At 60.7% G+C, this 20,628-nt stretch carries 17 protein-coding genes and 1 riboswitch; of the genes, 5 read left to right on the top strand and 12 right to left on the bottom strand.

Annotation, left to right across the window (positions count from 1 at the left end; translation table 11 throughout):
* Nucleotides 1-23: 23 nt before the first annotated feature.
* From glyA to AARI_RS14100, 6 genes are all read right to left on the bottom strand, one after another.
* Nucleotides 24-1,346 carry a serine hydroxymethyltransferase gene (glyA, locus tag AARI_RS14075; RefSeq protein WP_013349948.1) on the bottom strand — a complete coding sequence of 441 codons (1,323 nt, stop codon included), beginning with the start codon at nt 1,344-1,346 and terminating at the stop codon, nt 24-26.
* Nucleotides 1,346-1,726 (bottom strand): glycine cleavage system protein GcvH, encoded by a 381-nt coding sequence (gene gcvH, locus AARI_RS14080; RefSeq protein WP_013349949.1) that lies wholly within the window; start codon nt 1,724-1,726, stop codon nt 1,346-1,348. Before gcvH ends, glyA begins: the two co-directional genes overlap by 1 nt.
* 61 nt (nt 1,727-1,787) lie before the next feature.
* Nucleotides 1,788-2,915 (bottom strand): glycine cleavage system aminomethyltransferase GcvT, encoded by a 1,128-nt coding sequence (gene gcvT / locus AARI_RS14085; RefSeq protein WP_013349950.1) that lies wholly within the window; start codon nt 2,913-2,915, stop codon nt 1,788-1,790.
* Nucleotides 2,916-2,928: 13 nt separating this feature from the next.
* Nucleotides 2,929-5,775 (bottom strand): aminomethyl-transferring glycine dehydrogenase, encoded by a 2,847-nt coding sequence (gene gcvP / locus AARI_RS14090; RefSeq protein WP_013349951.1) that lies wholly within the window; start codon nt 5,773-5,775, stop codon nt 2,929-2,931.
* Nucleotides 5,776-5,939: 164 nt separating this feature from the next.
* Nucleotides 5,940-6,037, bottom strand: a riboswitch (glycine riboswitch).
* Between the two features lie 102 nt (nt 6,038-6,139).
* Entirely contained in the window at nt 6,140-6,928 is a 789-nt protein-coding gene (locus AARI_RS14095) for an SGNH/GDSL hydrolase family protein (RefSeq protein ID WP_041648980.1), read from the bottom strand.
* A 55-nt stretch (nt 6,929-6,983) separates the two neighbouring features.
* Nucleotides 6,984-8,126 (bottom strand): serine hydrolase domain-containing protein, encoded by a 1,143-nt coding sequence (locus AARI_RS14100; protein WP_157867158.1) that lies wholly within the window; start codon nt 8,124-8,126, stop codon nt 6,984-6,986.
* Nucleotides 8,127-8,400: 274 nt separating this feature from the next.
* Between AARI_RS14100 and AARI_RS14105 the strand changes: the two genes are divergently transcribed.
* Complete coding sequence (locus tag AARI_RS14105) at nt 8,401-9,849, top strand: APC family permease (protein ID WP_041650050.1); 1,449 nt, start codon at nt 8,401-8,403, stop codon at nt 9,847-9,849.
* Nucleotides 9,850-9,912: 63 nt separating this feature from the next.
* Here AARI_RS14105 and AARI_RS14110 read toward each other — a convergent pair whose 3' ends face one another.
* Nucleotides 9,913-10,824 carry an RNase H family protein gene (locus tag AARI_RS14110; RefSeq protein ID WP_013349955.1) on the bottom strand — a complete coding sequence of 304 codons (912 nt, stop codon included), beginning with the start codon at nt 10,822-10,824 and terminating at the stop codon, nt 9,913-9,915.
* Nucleotides 10,825-10,941: 117 nt separating this feature from the next.
* Between AARI_RS14110 and AARI_RS14115 the strand changes: the two genes are divergently transcribed.
* Entirely contained in the window at nt 10,942-11,250 is a 309-nt protein-coding gene (locus tag AARI_RS14115) for a hypothetical protein (protein WP_013349956.1), read from the top strand.
* A 68-nt stretch (nt 11,251-11,318) separates the two neighbouring features.
* On the opposite strand, the gene AARI_RS14120 is transcribed toward AARI_RS14115, so the two are convergent.
* Entirely contained in the window at nt 11,319-12,428 is a 1,110-nt protein-coding gene (locus AARI_RS14120) for a glutathione S-transferase C-terminal domain-containing protein (protein ID WP_013349957.1), read from the bottom strand.
* A 396-nt stretch (nt 12,429-12,824) separates the two neighbouring features.
* Between AARI_RS14120 and AARI_RS14125 the strand changes: the two genes are divergently transcribed.
* Nucleotides 12,825-13,310 (top strand): MarR family winged helix-turn-helix transcriptional regulator, encoded by a 486-nt coding sequence (locus tag AARI_RS14125; protein ID WP_013349959.1) that lies wholly within the window; start codon nt 12,825-12,827, stop codon nt 13,308-13,310.
* Here the strand turns inward: AARI_RS14125 and AARI_RS14130 are convergent.
* Nucleotides 13,307-15,136, bottom strand: coding sequence for an ABC transporter ATP-binding protein (locus tag AARI_RS14130; RefSeq protein WP_013349960.1), 1,830 nt, complete (start codon nt 15,134-15,136; stop codon nt 13,307-13,309). The genes AARI_RS14125 and AARI_RS14130 overlap by 4 nt on opposite strands.
* 189 nt (nt 15,137-15,325) lie before the next feature.
* On the opposite strand from AARI_RS14130, the gene AARI_RS14135 reads away from it, so the two are divergent.
* Nucleotides 15,326-15,718 (top strand): MarR family winged helix-turn-helix transcriptional regulator, encoded by a 393-nt coding sequence (locus AARI_RS14135; RefSeq protein WP_226910850.1) that lies wholly within the window; start codon nt 15,326-15,328, stop codon nt 15,716-15,718.
* 24 nt (nt 15,719-15,742) lie between these two features.
* Here AARI_RS14135 and AARI_RS14140 read toward each other — a convergent pair whose 3' ends face one another.
* From AARI_RS14140 to AARI_RS14150, 3 genes are read right to left on the bottom strand one after another with little or no spacing between them, the layout of a single operon-like run.
* On the bottom strand, nt 15,743-17,650 hold the full coding sequence (locus AARI_RS14140; RefSeq protein ID WP_013349962.1) for an SIP domain-containing protein: 1,908 nt from the start codon (nt 17,648-17,650) through the stop codon (nt 15,743-15,745).
* A 2-nt stretch (nt 17,651-17,652) separates the two neighbouring features.
* A complete protein-coding gene (locus AARI_RS14145; RefSeq protein ID WP_157867159.1) occupies nt 17,653-18,729 on the bottom strand; it encodes a FecCD family ABC transporter permease in 1,077 nt (358 codons plus the stop codon).
* 26 nt (nt 18,730-18,755) lie between these two features.
* Nucleotides 18,756-19,805 carry a FecCD family ABC transporter permease gene (locus tag AARI_RS14150; protein ID WP_013349964.1) on the bottom strand — a complete coding sequence of 350 codons (1,050 nt, stop codon included), beginning with the start codon at nt 19,803-19,805 and terminating at the stop codon, nt 18,756-18,758.
* Nucleotides 19,806-19,825: 20 nt separating this feature from the next.
* Between AARI_RS14150 and AARI_RS14155 the strand changes: the two genes are divergently transcribed.
* Nucleotides 19,826-20,626, top strand: a complete 801-nt coding sequence (locus tag AARI_RS14155) for an MBL fold metallo-hydrolase (RefSeq protein ID WP_013349965.1) — start codon at nt 19,826-19,828, stop codon at nt 20,624-20,626.
* Nucleotides 20,627-20,628: the final 2 nt, after the last annotated feature.

The raw sequence follows: 20,628 nt of genomic DNA on the forward strand, positions 1-20,628 counted from the left end.
GCCCACATCTTCACGAGGTGATGTTACTCGGAAACCTTAGCCAGCTCCGGGTACAGCGGGTGAGCCTCGGCGAGCTTCAGAACACGTTCTTTCAGCTCTGGCAGCGCAGCAGTGTTGCCTTCTGCGCCGGCGATCAACGTCTGCGCAATGATCTCCGCAACCTCAGCAAACGCAGCCTCAGAGAAACCACGAGTAGCCAACGCAGGAGTACCAATACGCAAACCCGAAGTCACCATCGGCGGACGAGGATCAAACGGCACCGAATTACGGTTCACCGTAATCTCCACCTGAGCCAACAAATCCTCAGCCTGCTGCCCATCAAGCTCCGACTCACGCAGATCAACCAACACCAAATGCACATCAGTGCCACCAGTCAGAACGCTAATGCCCTGAGCCGACACATCAGCCCGGGTCAAACGCTCAGCAAGAATCTTCGCCCCAGCCAAAGTACGCGCCTGGCGCTCCTTGAACTCCTGGGATGCAGCAATCTTGAAAGCCACAGCCTTGCCAGCAATCACATGCTCCAACGGACCACCCTGCTGACCAGGGAACACCGCAGAATTCAGCTTCTTCGCAATCTCAGCATCATTCGAGAGGATAATGCCGCCACGAGGACCAGCAAGAGTCTTATGCGTAGTCGACGTCACCACATGCGCATGAGGCACCGGCGACGGATGCAACCCTGCAGCCACCAAGCCAGCGAAGTGAGCCATATCCACGAACAAGTACGCGCCGACCTTGTCAGCAATCTCGCGGAAACGCTTGAAGTCCAACTGGCGTGGGTACGCCGACCAGCCAGCAACAATCATCTTCGGCTGCTTCTCCACAGCAAGGCGCTCCACCTCGTCCATGTCCACTTCATAAGTTTCCTCGTCCACACCGTAAGGAACGATGTTGAACAAGCGGCCCGAGAAGTTCAGCTTCATGCCATGGGTCAAGTGACCACCATGAGCCAGGTTCAAACCCAGCACGGTATCGCCCGGGCGGACCAGAGCGTGGTACACCGACGCATTAGCCTGAGCACCGGAGTGAGGCTGCACATTAGCGAACTTCGCACCGAACAATTCCTTGATGCGCTCGATAGCCAACGTCTCAATCACGTCAACCTCTTCGCACCCGCCGTAGTAACGGCGGCCCGGGTAGCCTTCGGCGTACTTGTTGGTCAGTACCGAACCCTGCGCCTGCATCACTGCCTGCGCGGTGTGGTTCTCCGACGCGATCATTTCCAGACCGCGCTGCTGGCGAGCCAGCTCAGCGTCGATACGCTGCGCCACCTCCGGGTCCAGCGAAGCCAGCGACTGAGTCAGCGATGCTGCTGCAACGGATTCAAAAGTCTGGTTGCTCATTACTCGACGTTTCCACCGTTCGTGCTAGCGTAGTCGGCTGCCGAGAGCAGCGGTCCTTCTTCGGCGACCTCAACGGTGAACAGCCAGCCGGCGCCGTATGGGTCTTCGTTCAGGATGGCTGGGTTATCTACTGCCTCGTCGTTGATGGCAACAATGGTGCCGGTCACGGGCGAGTACAGGTCGGAAACCGACTTGGTCGATTCAACTTCGCCACAGGTCTCGCCTGCGGTTACGGTGTCGCCAACCTCTGGCAGGTCTACGTAGACCACGTCGCCCAGGGCGTCTGCGGCAACCTGGGTGATGCCGACCTTTGCTGGCGATGCTGCATCGATCCACTCGTGCTCAGCCGAGTAGCGCAATGACGAAAGAACTTTACTCACGGTATTTCCTCTCCCAAGGGAATTTAGCGGGCCTTCAGCTTGGCCCTACTGATGTTTAACGTTACTTGGCTCGGGTGTAGAACGGCAGTTCGACGACGACAAAAGGCAAAGTCTTACCACGAAGATCTACTTCTAGCTCGGTACCAACTTCACCGAATTCGGCATCGACATAACCCAGTGCTACTGGGTAGCCCAGGGTTGGCGATGGCTGGCCGGAGGTGATTTCACCAATGGTCGCGCCATCTTTAACAATCGCGTAACCTCCGCGTCCAGCGCGCTTGCCCAGACCCTTGAGGCCAACTAGCTTGCGCGCCGGGGTGGCACCGCGCAGGGCTTCAAGTGCCTCTCGTCCGACGAAGTTCTCTTCCTTCTTGAAGGAGACAACCGGGCCGAAGCCCGCATCGAACGGGGTGCGTTCCAGTGAGAGCTCGTTGCCGTACAGCGGCATGCCCGCTTCCAGGCGCAGCGAGTCGCGGGAAGCCAGGCCGCAAGGAACCAGCTCGTGGTCCTTGCCGGCTTCAACGGTCTTCTCCCACATGGCTGCTGCATCTTCGTTTTCGATGATCAGCTCGAAGCCGTCTTCGCCGGTGTAGCCGGTGCGGGCCAGCAGCACGTTGATGCCGCCAAGCACTACGTTCACAGCTGCGTAATATTTCAGCTCGGTCACGGCCTGGACGGTGGCTTCGTCGGCAGATAGGTTCTTCAGGATCGCTTCAGCGTTTGGTCCCTGGACTGCGATCAGCGACTGGCGATCCGAGGCGTCGTCAACGACCACGTCGAAGCCAGCGGCGCGGGCAGCCAGTTCGGCTGCAACCACTGGAGCGTTGCCGGCGTTTGGAACCACGAGGAACTTTTCCTCTTCGAGACGGTAGACGATCAGATCATCAATGATCTTGCCTTCGGCGTTCAGGATCAGCGAGTACTTAGCCTTGCCGACCTTCATCACGTTCAGGTTGCCTGCCAGCGCGGTGTTCAGCGCCTTGCCAGCTTCTGGACCGGTCAGGTAGACCTCGCCCATGTGCGAGAGGTCGAACAGGCCGGCGGTGGAGCGTACTGCCTTGTGCTCGGCCAGTTCCGAACCGTACTTCAGTGGCATGTCCCAGCCGCCGAAGTCGGTGAAGTTGGCGCCGAGCTCTTCGTGCTGCGCGTGCAGTGCGGTGTGCTTGAGTGCTTGGGTAGTCTCAGTCATCTCTAACTCTTCCTTAGTCTTCGAAGGCTTCAGGAGCCGGGCAGGAGCAGATCAGGTTGCGATCGCCACCGGCGCCGTCGATGCGGCCCACGGTTGGGAAGTACTTGTCGAACTTCAACGCTGGTACCGGGAAGGCAGCCTGCTCGACGGAGTACTTGCGGTCCCAGCTGCTGTTGACCACTGCGGAAACCGTGTGCGGTGCGTTGCGCAATGGGGATTCTTCGATGCTGTAGGCACCGGAGAGGACCTCGTCCATTTCCTGGCGGATGGTGATCATCGCTTCGATGAAGCGCTCGATCTCGCCCAGGTCCTCGGATTCGGTCGGCTCGACCATCAAGGTACCTGCTACCGGGAAGGACAGGGTTGGTGCGTGGAAGCCGAAGTCGATCAGGCGCTTGGCGACATCCTCAGCGGTGACCCCGGTCTTGGCGGTCAGTTCGCGCAGATCCAGGATGCACTCGTGGGCTACCAGGCCCTTATTGCCGGTGAACAGGATCGGGAAGTGCTCGTTCAGGCGCTTGGCGATGTAGTTGGCGTTCAGAATCGCATGCTTGGTGGCTTCGGTCAGCCCGTCCCCGCCCATCATCGCGATGTAGGCCCAAGAGATCGGCAGGACGCCGGCCGAGCCGAAGGCGGTAGCCACAACTGGCACGCCGTCACGCTCGGTGTAGGTGCCCGAGGCATCGCCTGGCAGGAATGGCAGCAGGTGCTCGCCGACGCCGATCGGGCCAACGCCCGGGCCGCCGCCGCCGTGCGGGATGCAGAAGGTCTTGTGCAGGTTCAGGTGCGATACGTCGCCACCGAACTTGCCTGGCTGGGCCAGTCCGACCATGGCGTTCATGTTCGCGCCGTCGATGTATACCTGTCCGCCGGCAGCGTGGACCTTGTCGCAGACCTCGCGCACATCGGCATCGTAGACGCCGTGGGTGGATGGGTAGGTGATCATGATGGCCGCAAGGACGTCCTTGTTGGCCTCGATCTTGGCTTCCAGGTCATTGGCGTCAATGGTGCCATCGGCAGCAGTCTTCACAACAACCACGCGCATGCCGGCAAGTACTGCCGAAGCGGCGTTGGTGCCGTGGGCCGAAGCCGGGATCAGGCACAAATCGCGCTGGCCTTCGCCGCGCGAACGGTGGTAATCCGAGATGGCCAGCAGGCCTGCGTACTCGCCCTGCGAGCCCGCGTTTGGCTGAATCGAAACGCCGGCGTAGCCGGTGATGGCGGTCAGGCGGCCTTCCAGGTCGGTGATCAGCTCGCGCCAGCCCTCGGTCTGCGCTGCAGGTGCGTAAGGGTGGATCGAAGCGAATTCAGGCCAGGTGATGGATTCCATCTCGGCAGCCGAGTTCAGCTTCATGGTGCACGAGCCCAGTGGGATCATGGTGCGGTCCAACGCCAGGTCGCGGTCCGAGAGGCGGCGCAGGTAGCGCATCATCTGGGTTTCCGAGGAAATGGTGTTGAAGATCGGGTGGGTCATGTAGTCGCTGGTGCGGACCTGGCCGGCAGGGATCTCGAATCCTTCAGGAGCCGAGAGCTGCGCGCCGAAGACCTCAAGCAGGGACTTGACGATGGCGCTGGTGGTGGCCTCATCGGTGGAGATGCCCACCTGGGTGTCGTTGACCTTGCGCAGGTTGATGCCCGACTCGATGGCCTTTGCGACAATGACGTCGGCGTTCTCCACGTTCACCACAACGGTGTCGAAGAAGGAATCCGAAGCCAGGGTGAAGCCGGCGGCTACCAGCGAGCTGGCGATCACGCGAGCGTGGTTATGGGCGCGGGTTGCGATCTGCTTCAGGCCGGCTGGGCCGTGGTAGACCGCGTACATCGATGCGCAGATGGCCAGCAGGGCCTGTGCGGTGCAGATGTTGGAGGTCGCCTTTTCGCGGCGGATGTGCTGTTCGCGGGTCTGCAGTGCCAGACGGTAGGCAGGGACTCCGGCATCGTCCACCGAAACGCCCACCAGGCGTCCTGGCATGGAGCGGGTCAGGCCATCAGCTACTGCCATGTAGGCTGCGTGCGGACCGCCGAAGAACAGCGGCACGCCGAAGCGCTGGGTGTTGCCCACGGCGATATCTGCACCCTGCTCACCCGGAGGGGTGATCATGGTCAGAGCCAACAGGTCGGCGATGACGGTGACCATGGCGCCGGATTCCTTGGCCGCTGCGATGATCGCAGCGTGGTCGGCGATCGAGCCGTTGTTGCCTGGCTGCTGCAGCACGACACCGGAGATGTCGCCTTCTGGCAGGCCTGCGGAGAGGTCGGCGATTTCAACTTCGAAGCCCAGCGCGTCGGCACGGCCCTGCACGACCTTCAGGGTCTGCGGGAAGATGTTGGAGTCCAAGACGGTCTTGCCCTTGGACTTCTTCTTGTTGGCGCGTCGCATCATCAGCACGGCTTCGGCTGCGGCGGAGGATTCATCCAGCAGCGAGGCGTTGGCGATTGGCAAGCCGGTCAGGTCCATGACCATGGTCTGGAAGTTCAGCAGGGCTTCAAGGCGGCCCTGGGAGATTTCTGGCTGGTACGGGGTGTATGCGGTGTACCAGGCTGGGTTTTCCACGATGTTGCGACGGATAACCGCTGGGGTGATGGTGTCGTAGAAGCCCTGACCGATCATCTGGGTCTTTATGACGTTCTTCGAGGCAAGCGCACGCAGGTGGGCCAGTGCTTCGGTTTCACTCAGGGCATTGGGGATATCCAGTGCGGATTCCTGGCGGATGTCAGCCGGAACGGCAGTATCGATCAGCGCTTCGAGGCTGTCATAGCCCAGAGTCTGAAGCATGGTGGTTACGTCCGATGGACGCGGGCCGATGTGGCGGGCAACAAATTCAGTATTCGAAGGTGCCGAAGTCTGCGTGATGGTCATGGTGCTGGTATCTCCATGGGATCTGTCTTGGCGCATGCCAAAGGAAGGTCTTTTTACCTCCCCATCCCTGTTGCATAACCTGAGAGTTTTACGCATCCAGCAAACTAAGCCGGACACTTGCACCTTCGGTGAACCGGAACGGGCCGGTTTCTTTCCAGAGTTGCCTCGTGATGGCGGTACGGGTGCCTGAGAGTTTCCTGGGGAGGAATTGCTCCTACGGCGCCCGTCCATGGTGTGAACGGGACTCTCCCGCCATCCGTCTGTGGCGTGTGCTGCGGGTCGGAGACCTGCAGGACACAACCATGTTACCTGCCCCGCTCCGAAGGTCAAACAGGAGCAGCGCCAGGAAAAGTCATAAATGTATTTAGTTTGCGTCGACGGTTAATCGGATGTAATCAGGATATTTCGCTGACAAGGAATCACCCGAAGACGTACCGGTTAAACGGCGCTTGACCCACGGAGCTAAATGTTCTTTGGCCCAGCCCAATTCCTGCCTCAGCTTCTCGCCTCGGGAGTTCACCGCAAAGTCCGGCAAGGAAGGCTGCTGGATCTTCGAAGACCAGTTTTCATCGGTAATGCCCTGGGTGCCGAGGACCTCGAGAACCTTGGCGGCCATCAGCGCATGGCCCAGCTCGTTCATGTGCAGCCGGTCAACCGCCCAGTAGCGGATATCCGAGAACTCGCGCCAACGCCAGTAGTCAGCGATGACCGCCCCGTGCTGATCCGCGATTTCACGGACCTTCTCGTTGTAGATGGCAGTGCGCGGACGGGTCTTGGAGAACAATGGCGATTCCACGGTGTCGAAACCGGTGAACAGCACGATCTTGCTCCCTGCTTCGGCGAATCGGCGCACCATGCCTTCATAGCCGCGCATCAGCGCATCCAGGTCTGCCTTGGGGCGCAGGATGTCATTGCCTCCGGCGTAAATGGTGACCAGATCCGGGGACAGTGCCAGCGCCTGGTCCAGCTGCTGGTTGATCACCTGGCCAATTTTCTTGCCGCGCACCGCCAGGTTGGCATATTCCCAATCCCCTTCGGCGCAGAGCACCTCGGCGACCCGGTCTGCCCAGCCGCGCATCTGATTAGGTCGGGTTGAATCAACGTCGCCAACGCCCTCGGTGAACGAGTCACCTAGTGCCACAAACTTCTTCACTTCACTCCTGCTTGGTTTCTACTCGGTATCCGGGCTACGCGTTGCTGCCTGCAGCCTAGGCCTTCATGTTCTTCTGCATGATCAGCTGGCGGGCCAGCTGGCTGAGCTTCACTCCCGTGGAAGTTTCCTTCAGGCCTTCATTGCGCGATGGGATGTAGCCGAATCCCAGCTGGTAGGCCGGGTCGGCAAAGGCCAGCGAGGAGTTCGCACCATCATGGCCGTAGGCGAAGATCGATCCGTAGTTGTTCCGGGCGGTGGCCTTCATGAACCCCAGCGCGAAGGCCTGCAGCAGGCCGCTGGTCCGGTCATGCCCGTAGACCAATTCGGTGGAAACCTGGGACCAGGTGTCCTCGGAGAGCAATCCCTTGCTCACGCCCAGCTGAGGTACTGCCCCGAAGGAGGCCGCGTAGATGGCGGCCAGCGACTGGGCATTGGCTACCGCACCCATGGATGCCGGTCCCAGCTGGCGCACCTGCGGAGAGTTGGCCAGTTCGTGCCAGTTGTAGACCGGACCGGATTCCAGTGCGAAGCCGGAAGCCGAGTTCACTGCGAGGCCAGCCGGGGAGAACGGGTCGAAGAATTCCGGGCGTTCTTCCGCTGCCGTCAGCACGTCGCGGTAGCGCGATTCCAGCGCTGGGTCCTGGCCGATATAGGCGTCGGCACCCAGCGGCTTGCGAATGCGCTCTTCGAAGACTTCCTTCAGTTCCTTGCCGGTGACCCGTCGCACCAGTTCTTCCATGAGCACGCCCATGGTGATGGCGTGATAGCCCACGATGTTCTGGCCCAAGGGCCAGATGCTTGGCATGGAAGCCAGGACCTTGGCGTATTCGGCGGAGTTCAGCAGGATCTTGCTTGGCACTCCCCCGGGCACGCCCAAGACTCCGGCCTGGTGGCTGAGCACTTCACCGACGGTGAGCTGGCCCTTGCCGTTGGCGGCGAATTCCGGCCAGTAGGTGGCCATCGAGGCCTTCGGTTCGATCAGGCCGTCTTGCACCAGCAGCGCCACGACGAGCGCGCTCAATCCCTTGGTGCAGGAGAAGACGCAGGTCAGCGCATCCCCGGCCAGGTGCTCGCCTACGCTGTGGCTGAGCACCAGTTCACCGCGGTGGTAAATGGCCAGCTGCGCCGAATAATTCTCTTCTTCAGCGGCTCGTGCTTCCAGGGCCTGTGCCAAGGGCGCGAAATCTTCAGTGATCACCGATTGCATCAAAATCCTTAAAGTGCTTGTCTCTCTTCAACTACCCCTAGTCGCTTTGATCGTATTCGCTCAGGGTTCTACACGCTGATTCGATACTAAGCGCACAGGTACGTCAGCTCACACAATCAGCGCTCTTCCCCCCACTCATCGACGGCAGGTGACCGCTCATCCCACGCATCTGTGAGCCAGCCCGGAGCCTGGTTTGCCCAGTTCAATCGCTGACCCTAAAGTTGTAATGTTTGCCTACAAAATTGAAGGAGATGATCTCGATCGCATGACTGTGAACAGTGAAACGGCAGTAACCGACGGCAAAGAAACAGAACTCCACAGGGTGATTGGCCCGAAACTGCTGCTATTCCTCATCATGGGCGATATCATCGGTGCCGGCATTTTCGCCATCACCGGCAAAGTTGCCGGCCAGGTTGGTGGGGCCGCATGGTTGCCGTTCCTGATCGCTTTCACGATCGCGACCCTTACCGCTTTCAGCTACCTCGAACTGGTCACCAAATACCCGCACGCTGCCGGTGCCGCCCTGTACATCCACAAGGCTTTCGGCATCCACTTCGTGACGTTCCTGGTGGCCTTCACCGTCGCCTGTTCGGGTATTACCAGTGCCGCGACCTCAGCCACCTTGGTGGGGCGGAACCTGCTGATTGGCATCGGCCAATTTGTTGAGGGCGTGCCGAACACTCCCGAGGCCGGCATGTGGGCAGCGATCGCCATCATCGTGATTCTTGCGATCATCAACTTCCGCGGCGTGGGCGAGAGCGTGAAGTTCAACCTCGTGCTGACCATTGTTTCGCTGGCCATCATGGCTGCGATTATCGGTATCGGACTGTCTGTCATCGCCTCCGGCCACGGAGATATTTCCCGTCTGGTGGTCTTCGAAACCCCGAACGACCGCAGCATCTTCGCCGCAGTGACCATGGGTACCGCCATTGCCTTCTTCGCCATGGTGGGCTTCGAAGACTCGGTGAACCTGGTGGAAGAAACCAAGGATCCCAAGAAAACTTTCCCGAGGATCATGCTCATCGGCTTGGGCATCTGCGCAGCGATCTACATGCTGGTGGCAGTCACCGTGATCATGGTCATCCCGACCGGTGACCTGCTGAACCCGAAGAACCCTGATGCCGGCATCCTGCTGGATGTGGTGCGCATTGGCCTGCCCGGCTTGCCAGTTGACGCGATCTTCCCATTCTTGACCGTCTTCGCAGTGGTCAACACCGCGCTAATGAACATGCTCATGGCCAGCCGCCTGCTGTACGGCATGGCCCGCCAGGGCGTGCTGCCGCAATTCCTGGGCAAGGTGCACTCGACTCGTCGTTCCCCATGGGCAGCGATCTTGTTCAGCACCGTTCTGGCCGTGGCACTGGTGGCTTATGTGAATCTGGACAAGGAGAACAGCATTGTCGGTTCGCTGGGCGGCACTACTGCGCTGCTGCTGCTCTGCGTTTTCGCGGTAGTCAATGTGGCCCTGCTGGTGCTCCGCCGCGACAAGCCTGAACCTGGTGCGTTCCGCACGCCAACGATCATCCCGATCCTCGGCGTGGGCTTCTGCCTGTTCCTTGCAGGCCCATGGGCCCGTTCCCGCGAAGACTGGATCCAGTATGAGATTGCCGGCCTGCTGCTGGTCATCGGCGTAGCCCTGTGGGCAGTGACCTGGTTGATCAACCGGATCAACTACAAGAAGGGTGTCATCGAGACCCGTCCTGGTCAGTACTGATCCCCGGCTGTTAACGCAGTGAGGCCCGCCAATTGGCGGGCCTCACTGCGTTAACAGCCGTTCTTAGGAGTTTTGCTCGACGGTTTCTTGGCGGAAACGGAGCTTGAGACCGCCATCGGTGCGCTGCCACCACGACGAAACCACAAGCACCGGAGCATCGGCCGGTTTCATCCGATAGGCCAGCAGCACCATCTGCGCGTCCACTTCACGAGCGGCGAGGACCTGGACTTGTCCGGTGCCGGGCAGGCTCGCTCCGGATTCCAGCATGGCACGGACCGTGGCCACATCCAGCAGCCCGCCGTGGCGGGTCACTTCTTGGTAACCGGGATGCAGGAAGTCGTTGAGTTCCGCGAAGCTGGAACGGATCTGCGGGTCCAAGAAGCCTTGTTCCAGCTCGTAGACGGTGGCGGCAAGGTCCACGGCGGGTTCAGGTGCGGGGACAGGTTCTGCCTCGGGTGCGGCCACTGCTTCAGCCGCGGCCGGCGCACTGGAAGCAGCTGCACCACCAGCGGCGGTGTATCCCGGGCCGGACTCGACCGCGGTGCCTTTCTGGTGCGCGGTGGCAGCTGCGCGTGCGCGATCATCGGCAGCTTCGTTCAGGTCATGGCCGGCATGGCCCTTGACCCATTCAAAGGTGTATTTGCGTCCGGCGATAGCCTGGTCAAGTTCCTTGAGGATGTCCTGGTTCAGTACCGGCTTGCCGTCGGCCTTTTTCCAGCCCTTTTTCTTCCATCCCGGCATCCATTTGCTGATGCAGTTGATCGCATACTGCGAATCGCACAGGATCCTCAGTTCTTCTTCCGGCAGGTGTTCGGTGGCGCGGAAGAGTTCGAGCACCGCTTGGAGTTCGCCCATGTTGTTGGTGCCATGGTCCCACCCGCCTGCGGCCCAGTTGTCCTGATCCACGTACCAAGCCCATCCGGCTGGTCCGGGATTTCCTAGGGCTGATCCATCCGCAGCTGCAATGATCGTCATAGTTTAATCCTGCCATGTCGATGGCCACGCATGCTTTCATGCCCCCGGTCATGTCGTCATCCATTGTGTGCTTGATGAATCACAGGTTATCGACTGGACTATGCCTAGGATTGAGTGGTGAAAAAGATTCTGCCGCTACTGGCCGTACTAGCTTTGGTCCTGTCGTCCTGCACTGGTCCTTCGATCGATGAGCTGCGCGAGCAGGATCCAGAAGGCCATACCGCATGCATCCACTTCGGCGGCGGCTTGATCAGCCCTGAAGGCGCCGGTGCCTTGAACATGAAGAAGGCCGCCGAGCATGGCGCTGCGGCCTCCACCACCGAGATCAGCGCTGCGGTAGCAACCGATGAATCCGGTGCACCGAAGATCACCGACTTGGAGGCCTTCCAGAAGGCCTGCGAAGCCCGAGGCTTCGATTTCGAATAAACGCAAACGACTGCGGACACCAACTCCATGTTGGTGCCCGCAGCCGATGTACTGAAGTTTTCGGCAGCCTAGGCCGGGTATAGCGGGTTATGCCCGCTTTGGACGCGCTCTTCGGCACGAACTTCGCCCGGTGCCGTGCCGTCTAGGAACGGGCCGTTGTCGGCCAGTTCTTCGCGGCCGGCAGCTTCGAGCCAGTTGTCCAGCTCCGGTCCCTTGGGGATGATCTGCGTTGGGTTGATGTCTTCATGGACCACGTAGTAGTGGGCCTTGATCTGCTCAAAGTCGATGGTGTCGCCGAAACCTGGGGTTTGGAACAAGTCCCGTGCGTAGCCCCAGAGGTTTGGCATGTCGATGAGCTTATTGCGGTTGGCCTTGAAATGGCCATGGTAGACCGGGTCTAAACGCACCAGGGTGGTGAACAGCCTGACGTCGGCCTCGGTAATGCAGTCGCCCATCAGGAAGCGGCGAGTCGCCAGCCGCTCTTCGAGGTAATCCAAGGCGGCAAACAGGCGGTCATAGGCATCGTTGTAGGCCTGCTGGTCTCCGGCGAAACCTGCCCGGTAGACCCCGTTATTCACCTCGGTGAAGATGCGCTTGATCAGCGGAAGCATCTCTTCGAGCTGGTCCTGAGGAATCAGGTTCGGTGCGCCTTCACGATGGAATTCCTTCCACTGCGTCGACATGTCCCAGGTGATCTGCGGGTAGTCGTTAGTGACCACAGCTCCCGTTGGGATATCTACGATGGCCGGAACGGTGATGCCGCGCGGGTAGTCGGCAAAGCGCTTGAAATAGTTTTCCTGGACTCGCTCGGTACCCAAAACCGGGTCCTTGCCTCCTGGATCCAGGTCGAAGGTCCAGCTGCGGGCGTCGTGGGTTGGCCCGGGCAGGCCAACGGACAGCGCATCTTCCAAACCCAGAAGACGGCGAACAATCAGGGTGCGGTTAGCCCATGGGCAAGCGCGGGCAGCCACCAGGTGGTAGCGTCCGGCTTCCACCGGCCAGAGCTGGGCGCCTTCGGATAGCCCGGCATTGGGGTGTCCGATTTTGCTGTGGCAATTCCCGTCCCCATAGTGCTCGGCGCTGATGTCGGCCACGATGCGGTCTTGGATGTAGTTGGTATCTCGGGTGAATTCTCCGCCAGTGACGTAGGCGCCCTTGGTTGAATATTCCTGACTCATCGCATTCCTTCCAAAGAATTTTGAAGTCCCGTGCATAAACCACTCACATCGAGACTATGACAGTTGATCGGGTAAGGAAATGGCCGAAAGCTGTTTTCCAGCTCCCTTCCACTTTCAACCGAATGTGCGCATCGAAATGCCTAGCCTTTGAACAGCGGGCTGAGGCCGGAGATCTGTAGGCGGGCGATCTGCAGTTCCGAATGGATGCCTTGCAGGTGCTCTGCTTTATGCATTGCCAGTCGGCGCGTTCTCCAGCAGGTCGCATTCCTTGAAATCCTGCGACCAATTTTTAGTTGACACGTCACTATCTCTTGCAAAATTCAACTATACACGAGATGATTGATGCGTCAACAATATTTCTTGCTCCATCTTGGAGCACCGACGGCGAGGAAGAAAATGAAGAGCGAAGAGACCCGCTGGCTCACCGATGCTGAGCAGGAACTCTGGCGGACCATACGCGAGTTCCTCTGGCAGTTTCCAAGTGCCATGGATCGCCAGCTGCTGCGCGATTCAAATATGCTATCCGGAGAATATTCCGTGCTTGCCGTACTTTCAGAAAGCACTGAACCAAGCTTGCGCCCGGCCGATGTCGCCACCGCACTGCGCTGGGATCGCTCACGGCTCTCCCACCTGCTGCGCCGAATGGAGTCCAAGGGTCTGATCAGCCGTTGCGCAGATGAGACTGACCGCCGTGGTCACCAGATTACCTTGACTGCCCAGGGCCGGACGACCGTGGAGGAAGCCGCGCCTGCGCATGTCAGCTTCGTGCGTGAAGCCTTCTTTGACTCGCTGAATAAAACCGAACGCTCGGCGTTGGAATCCGCACTGCCCAAGATCCTGGCTTCTCTGGAACAGCAGGGTCTGAAAGACGGCTCGTGCTAGCTGGCCCGTTGAGCCAGTTCGTTTCTTGATACCAGCTGGGCGAAGCGTCCACCTAGCTGGAGCAATTCGTCATATGTTCCCGATTCGGCAATCCGGCCATCTTCGAGCACCACGATGCGATCAGCTCGCATCACGGTACTCAAGCGGTGCGCAATCAGCAAGGTAGTGCGCCCCACGGCAAGTTCATCCAGCGCTTGCTGGACTAGCGCTTCGGTCACCGTATCCAATGCGCTGGTAGCTTCGTCCAGAACCAGGACCTTGGGCCTGCGCAGCATGGTGCGGGCAATGGCCAGACGCTGTTGCTCACCGCCGGAGAACCGGTGGCCGCGCTGCCCGACCTGGGTCTCCAGCCCCTGCGGCAGACCGCGAACCAGCTCCGCAATTTGCGCGGCTTCCAGCGCCTGCCAGAGTTCAGCTTCAGTTGCCTTCGGCGCGGCCCACAAGAGGTTCTCGCGCACCGAGGCATGCAGCAGGTAACTTTCTTGGGCGACCACGGAGACCACCTGGGCGATGCTTTCAGGATCAAATTCCTTCAGGTCTACCCCGTCAAGCAAGACCTGCCCGCTAGTGGGATCCAATAGCCGGGGCAGCAGTGATCCGAGCGTGGATTTACCCGACCCGGTCGCTCCGACAACCGCGGTCATGGTTCCGGCCTCCAGCACGAGGTCCAATTGGTCCAAGGTGGCGCGGTGTGCTTCGGGGTAGCGGAAACTGACATCGCGCAGCTGCACTTCACCACGCAGGTTTTCAGCATCAATGGCGCGCGGCCGCGGCGCGACAGGCAGCGCCTGGTCCGTGTCGAGATATTCAAAGACTCGGCTGAACAGGGCCATGGCAGAAACCCATTGGACGGAAATCTGCATCATGCCCATCACCGGCCGGAAGATGCCGGCTTGCAACCCGGTAAAGGCCACCAGGGTGCCGATGCTCATTCCTTGTCCGGTGGCCGGCAGGCCAGCGACAAGGTACAGCACCGCAGGAATAGCGGCGAAGATGATGCTCATGGTTGCCATCCGCCAGCGACCGGCCAATGCACTTTTCATTTCCAGGTCTATGAGCTTGTGGCTGGAATCCTCAAAGGCCGCCGCATCGGCGCTTCCGGTGCCCATGATCTTGGCCAAGCGGACACCTGAGATACTCAACCGCTCTTCGATCAAGGAAGTCAGGTTGGACATCTCTCGCTGGCGCTTTCCGGTCACTGCACGGCGCAGTTTTGCCGTCTGCTTTGCCAGCAGCACCGCAGGAGGCAGTACTACCAATGAGATCAGGCTCAGCTTCCAGGAAATCGCCACCATGGCGCAGGCGGTGGCCACCACGGTGGTGAGATTCGAGGCAATGCTGGTTGCCGAATTGGTGATCACCGACTGCATTTGCCCGACGTCGTTGATCAGTCGAGACTGCACGTCTCCGGAGCGCGAGTTGGTGAAGAATCCTAATGACTGCTTTTGCAGATGCGTGAACAGACCGGTGCGCAATCCATGCATCACGCGCTGGCCCATCAAGGTTGCCCGCCAGGTCTGGATGACTTCCAGGATCGCGGTGACCAAGGAGATCAGCACCAATCCCCCGGCGCCTAAGAGCAGCAATCGGACGTTGCTATTGGGAATGGCGTCATCAATGAGTTCGCGGACGATAAACGGTTGCGCCAAGCCGATGATCGATGAGGCCACGATCAGCGCCATCACCACGCCGACCGAGGCCAGATGCGGCCGGAAGAGTGCTGCAATACGCTTCAGGGATACCGGATGTTCGGATAGCCATTGCTTGTCTTGTGCAGAGTTCCGGCCTGAACCGGGCCCGCCGCCGGGCATACCCATTGGATTCATAGGCACCGCCTTTCGCTGATTCTTGTAAATCAAGAATAGCAGAGGTCACCTCACTATGTGGTCGCATCTTGAAGTTGTTCGCAGAAACACACTATCCTTGAACATATGCAGAACGACGAGTCCAAGCCTGACTTGGCAGATCTTTTCCTCCACGCCTCTCGCATGCTTCGCGGGCGCTGGAGAGACAGTTTGATTCCCCTGGGGATCACGCCGCACCAGTCCCGGGTGCTGACTTTGCTGTCCCGCGCCGACGAAGTTGGGCTGCGCAACTCGCAGCTGGCAGAACAACTGCACATCGCAGCACGCTCGACCACCGAGGTAGTCGATCAGCTTGAGGCCAAGTCACTGGTGGTGCGCACCCCCGATCCTGCCGATCGCCGGGCTACCTTGATTGCGCTGAGCCCTACCGGGCGGGCGCAGCTGGGCGAATTGGCCGAACTGCGCCGTTCCAGCATGGAAGGCTACTTTGACAAGCTGGGCACCGAGGAACGCGCCGAGCTGACCCGCCTACTGGGGATCTTGGACCGGGAGAACCCACGCCCAATTCGCGCCGGCTGCAAGCAACCGGCCAAGGACAGCTAGAAGCCGCCCTCGGCCCGAAGGCCGCTAGTTTTCGGTCTTGCCGCGACGCCAGTAGCCCATGAAGGCCACCTGCTTGCGGTCCACACCAGCATCGCGCACCAAATAGCGGCGCATTTCCTTGACCGTGCCGGCCTCACCAGCAATCCACGCATAGAACGGGGCGGTGTTCGCCTGGCCGGTTTCCCACAGGATGTCGGCATCAACGTCGATATCTTCCGGCTCGGCATTGGTATGCACCACGCCGGCAGCTGGAATGGCCACGACCTGGCGCAGCGTCGAAAGCAGCAATTCGCCGTGCTCGTGGCTGCCACGGGTCAGCCACTGCACCGAGACACCCGAACGGGTGGACGCACCGAGGATGTCGGTGGTCTCTGGAACTTCAATGAGCGCATGGCCGGTGACATTCGACGGCAGGGCTTCGAGGATCGCGCAAATGGCCGGGGCCGCAGTCTCATCGCCAGCCAGCAACACGCGAGTGGCATCCCCGCGGCGGAACTCGATACCGCCGTAGCTGGAATCGTTGAGCATCTTATTTGGCCCCAGCAGCAACAGCGGGTCGCCCACCTTGGCGCGGTCGCCGAATTCGGTGGCCGGACCGCCCTGAAGCTGCCCGTCAACCATGTGGCCGTGCATCACGAAGTCGATATCCAGTTCGGAGGTGGCCCCGATGTTGTCCCGGTGGCCGGCTTCACGGAAGGCACGCACGGTGTAGGTGCGCATGTAGCCGCGCGTATCTGGATCAATCGATAGCCAGCGCTTGTACCAGCCCTGCTGCTCGGCCGGACTGGTCATCGCCAGCGGACGCATCGATTCGATTTCTTCGGTCAACGCAGAGCCGCCAGCCGGTGGCAACAGCAACTTAATGCGCATATCCAGCGGATGGCTGTTGGTGCCAAAGTACTCCAGATCCTGGCCGCTGACAGTAACGCGGCGGAAGGATGGTGCCAGCTGCTGGCTGTTGACCACGGTAGTCTCGAAGGCCAGCGTCGGCACATGCTCATAGGCAGGGCGCATGGTGTTCGGATCCAGTTCGGCGGCGGCCTGGATCGCCTGCTGCACATCGACTACCTGCTCGGATTCGGTGTTCTTACGTGCGGCCTCGGCACGGAAGATGCCCTTGGAGGCCAGCACCTGTTCGGTGCGCAGCACGCGGTGGCGGCCAATGGGCAGAACCAGCGGGGTGCCGCCCACCGGGTCAGGGATCACACGGCTTGGCATGCCGAAAACATCCTTGACGGTCTTCTCGGTGACCACTTCATTGGGATGTCCGGCGGCGTAGATCTTGCCGTGGCGCAAGGCCACCAGGTAATCGGCGTAGCGCGCCGCCAAGTTCAAATCATGCAACACGATCACCACGGTGATTCCGCGGCTGCGGTTCAATTCACTGACCACATCGAGCACTTCAAGCTGGTGCGCCACGTCCAAGAAGGTGGTCGGCTCGTCCAGTAGCAGCAAATCGGTTTCCTGGGCCAGCGCCATGGCGATCCAGACACGCTGGCGCTGGCCGCCGGAGAGCTCATCGACCGAGCGTTCGGCCAGCTCGGTGGTTCCGGTCAGCTCCATGGCGCGGTTCACCGCCGCCTCGTCCTCGGCGGAGAAACGCTTGAACAGTCCCTGATGCGGGTAGCGGCCACGGCTGATCAGCTCACGGGCGGTGATGCCATCCGGTGCGGTGGGCGACTGCGGCAGCAAGCCCAGGGTCTTGGCAACTTCCTTAGCCGGCCTGGAATGGATATCGGCTCCGTCCAGCAGCACCTGGCCGCCAGCTGGCTTGAGCAGCCGCGACAAGGCGCGCAGCAAGGTGGACTTGCCGCAGCCGTTGGCGCCGACGACGATGCTCACCTGCCCGGTGGGGATATCCAGTGACAGCTCGTCGACGATGGTGACCTTGTCATAGGCCAAGGTCAAATCGCTAGCCTGCAAAGTAGCCATGGTTATGCACCGCTTCCAGTTGAGTTTGCGCGCACCAGGATCCAGATCAGGAATGGTGCGCCGAATGCGCCGGTGATGACTCCCACCGGCAGTGACAGTTCTGCGAAAAGGTTCGCAGCAAAGAAATTGGCCACGATCACCAGCGTTGCCCCGGTTAAGCCCGAGAGCAGGATGTTGATGGGACCGCGGGTCAGCGCCGCAGTAATCGGCCCGGCCAGGAACGCCACGAAGGCCAGCGGCCCGGTGACGGCAATCGGCAGGGCACCCATGGCTACCGCGGCAAAGACCAGCAGTGCCCGGGCCCAGCCCACGTGCAAGCCCAAGGCGGCTGCGGTGTCCTCCCCCAGCTCCAGCATCTTCAGCTGGCGCAGCACCACCGGCAGCAGCAGAATTCCAATAACACCCAGGGACACCAGCAGCAGCAGGGCGTTCTCCCAGTTGCTCGATGACAGCGAGCCGGTCAGCCAGTGCATGACGTCGCTGGCGGTGTTCACCTGCGCTTGGGTGAGCAGGTATTGGATCAGCGCCTGCAGCATGGCCCCGATGGCCAGGCCTGCGAGAATCAGCCGGGAACCGGTGCGCTTGCCTGAAGCCGAGAGCCAGTAGATCAAGGCGGCGATCAGCAGACCGCCGGCAAGGGAAAAGGCGTTGAGCTTCCAGTCGTTATAGCCCAGGATGATCACCGCAAGCACTGCGGCCGCCGAGGCACCATAGCCCACGCCGATCACATCGGGGCTGGCCAGCGGGTTGCCCAGCCAGCGCTGGAACAGGGAGCCGGAGATGCCCAGGCCGGCACCGGCCAAGGCGCCTACGGCTATCCGGGGAAGGCGGTCTTCGATGATGATGAAGCTGGTGCCCGGAACGCTTTGCCCGGTCAATACCTGCAGCACTTCATCGGCCGGCAACCGGTCCCGTCCCCAGAAGAGGTAGGCCGCGATGGCCAGCAGCAGGGCCAGGATCATCCACAGCGCGGTACGCCGCGTACGGCTCTTGCGGCGCGAAGCCAGGGGCACTGCGGTGATCGCTTTCGGTGCCTGCGCGGAGCTGTCCGAGTCTTTGGTCTTGCTAGGCTGGGTCATTTCGGCTGCTGCCATTTCGCTTGTACTCACAGGCTCACCGACTTCATGCCGCTGCGCATCATGATGATGAAGATCGGTCCGCCGAGCATGGCGCACATGACGCCGACTTGGATTTCACCAGGCGGGGCGATGATCCGTCCTACGGTATCAGCTACCAGCAGCAGAATCGGTCCGGCGATGACGCACGCGGGCATCAGCCAGCGGTAGTCCGAGCCGACAAGCAAGCGGACAGCGTGCGGGATCATCAAGCCCACAAAGGCGATGGGGCCGGCCACTGCGGTGGCCGTACCGGCAAGGATCACCACGCCGATGGAACCAATCAGCCGAGCCCGGCCAAGATTGAAGCCCAGGGCAACTGCCGTGTCATCCCCCATGGAGACGGCGTTGGAAACTTTGGCAGTGGAAAGCACGATTACCGTGCCGATGGCCACAACGGGGATGGCACCGAGGAAGGTGTCAATGCCGCTGCTGGAGATCGAGCCGATCTGCCACATGCGGAATCGATCCATGGTGGCATCGGAAATCATCAAGATCGCATTGGTAATCGCGCCCACGCCTACCGCCATGGCGGCACCGCCCAGGGCCAGCTTGATGGGAGTCGCACCGTCGCGGCCCACATTAGCCACCAGGTACACCAAGGTCATCACCACCGCGGCACCCAAGAAGGCGGCGATCATGATTCCGGTCAAGGAGCTCACGCCCAAAAAGGCGATCGCCAGCACCACTGTCATGGAAGAACCTGCGTTCAGCCCGAGGATGCCGGTATCGGCCAGCGGGTTGCGGGTCAGACCCTGCAATCCGGCGCCGGCCAGGCCCAGGGCAGCGCCCACCACCAGGGCGCCAACGGTGCGCGCAAAGCGCGAAGCCACCACGCCTTGGTCCGCGTTGTCCGGGTCAAAGGCCCAGATCGCATCAAAGACGGTACCCAGCGAAACGCTTCGCGCCCCGAGCAGCAACGATGCGAAGAGCGCGAGGGCCAGCAGCACGAAGAGCAGCGCAAAAGCACTGAGCTTCCGGCTGGTCTTTGGTGCTTTGACAGGCCGTGCTGGGCGCGTAACACTTTCAGTCGCGGTCATTGGTTCCTACACTCATTGCTATGGCTCTTCTTCCCTCGCCCACCATTATCGCCCCAGGCATCGGCTTGCTGCGTGCCCAGAACCCTTCTGAAATGACGTTGGACGGGACTAATTCTTATCTGCTGTTCGATCCTGCTTTGGATGAACTGGCGCCCGGAACACCTGCGGTGCTCATTGATCCGGGGCCGGATCTTGAAGACCATTTGCAGGCCTTGGCGGCCTTTGATATCCAATTGGTGCTCATTACCCACCGGCATTCGGACCACACGGGAGGAATTGATTCCTTCTACCGGATGACCGGGGCGCCGGTGCGCGCCGTGCTGCCTGAGTTCTGCCGGGATGCTGCGGTCTTCACCGATCAGGAAGTGGTCAACGCTGCCGGGGTGGATATCCAGGTGCTCTTCACACCGGGCCACACCTCGGACTCGGTGTGCTTCATCCGCCAGGGCCAAAGCGACCACCTGTTTACCGGAGATACGGTGCTGGGCCGGGGTACCACCATCTTGGAACATCCCGATGGCACCCTGGCCGATTATCTGGGTTCCTTGCAACGGCTGCTGGACTTGGAGGATATGGCTTTGCATCCGGCCCATGGCCAGCAGCACGATTCCTCGCATCCGCTGCTGCGGATGTATTTGGAGCATCGGCATGCGCGTTTGGATCAAGTTCGCGCCGCTTTGCAGAAACTCGGCAAGGCCGGGGCCGACGCGCGACCAGCTGAATTGCTGGAGCTTGTCTACCCCGACCTCGATGCGCGCCTGGCGGGCGCGGCTACCCATTCCCTGGAAGCGCAGTTGCACTATCTGTCAGTGAATCCTTAGCC

Origin of the sequence: Glutamicibacter arilaitensis Re117, assembly GCF_000197735.1 — a bacterium.
Taxonomy (GTDB): domain Bacteria; phylum Actinomycetota; class Actinomycetes; order Actinomycetales; family Micrococcaceae; genus Glutamicibacter; species Glutamicibacter arilaitensis.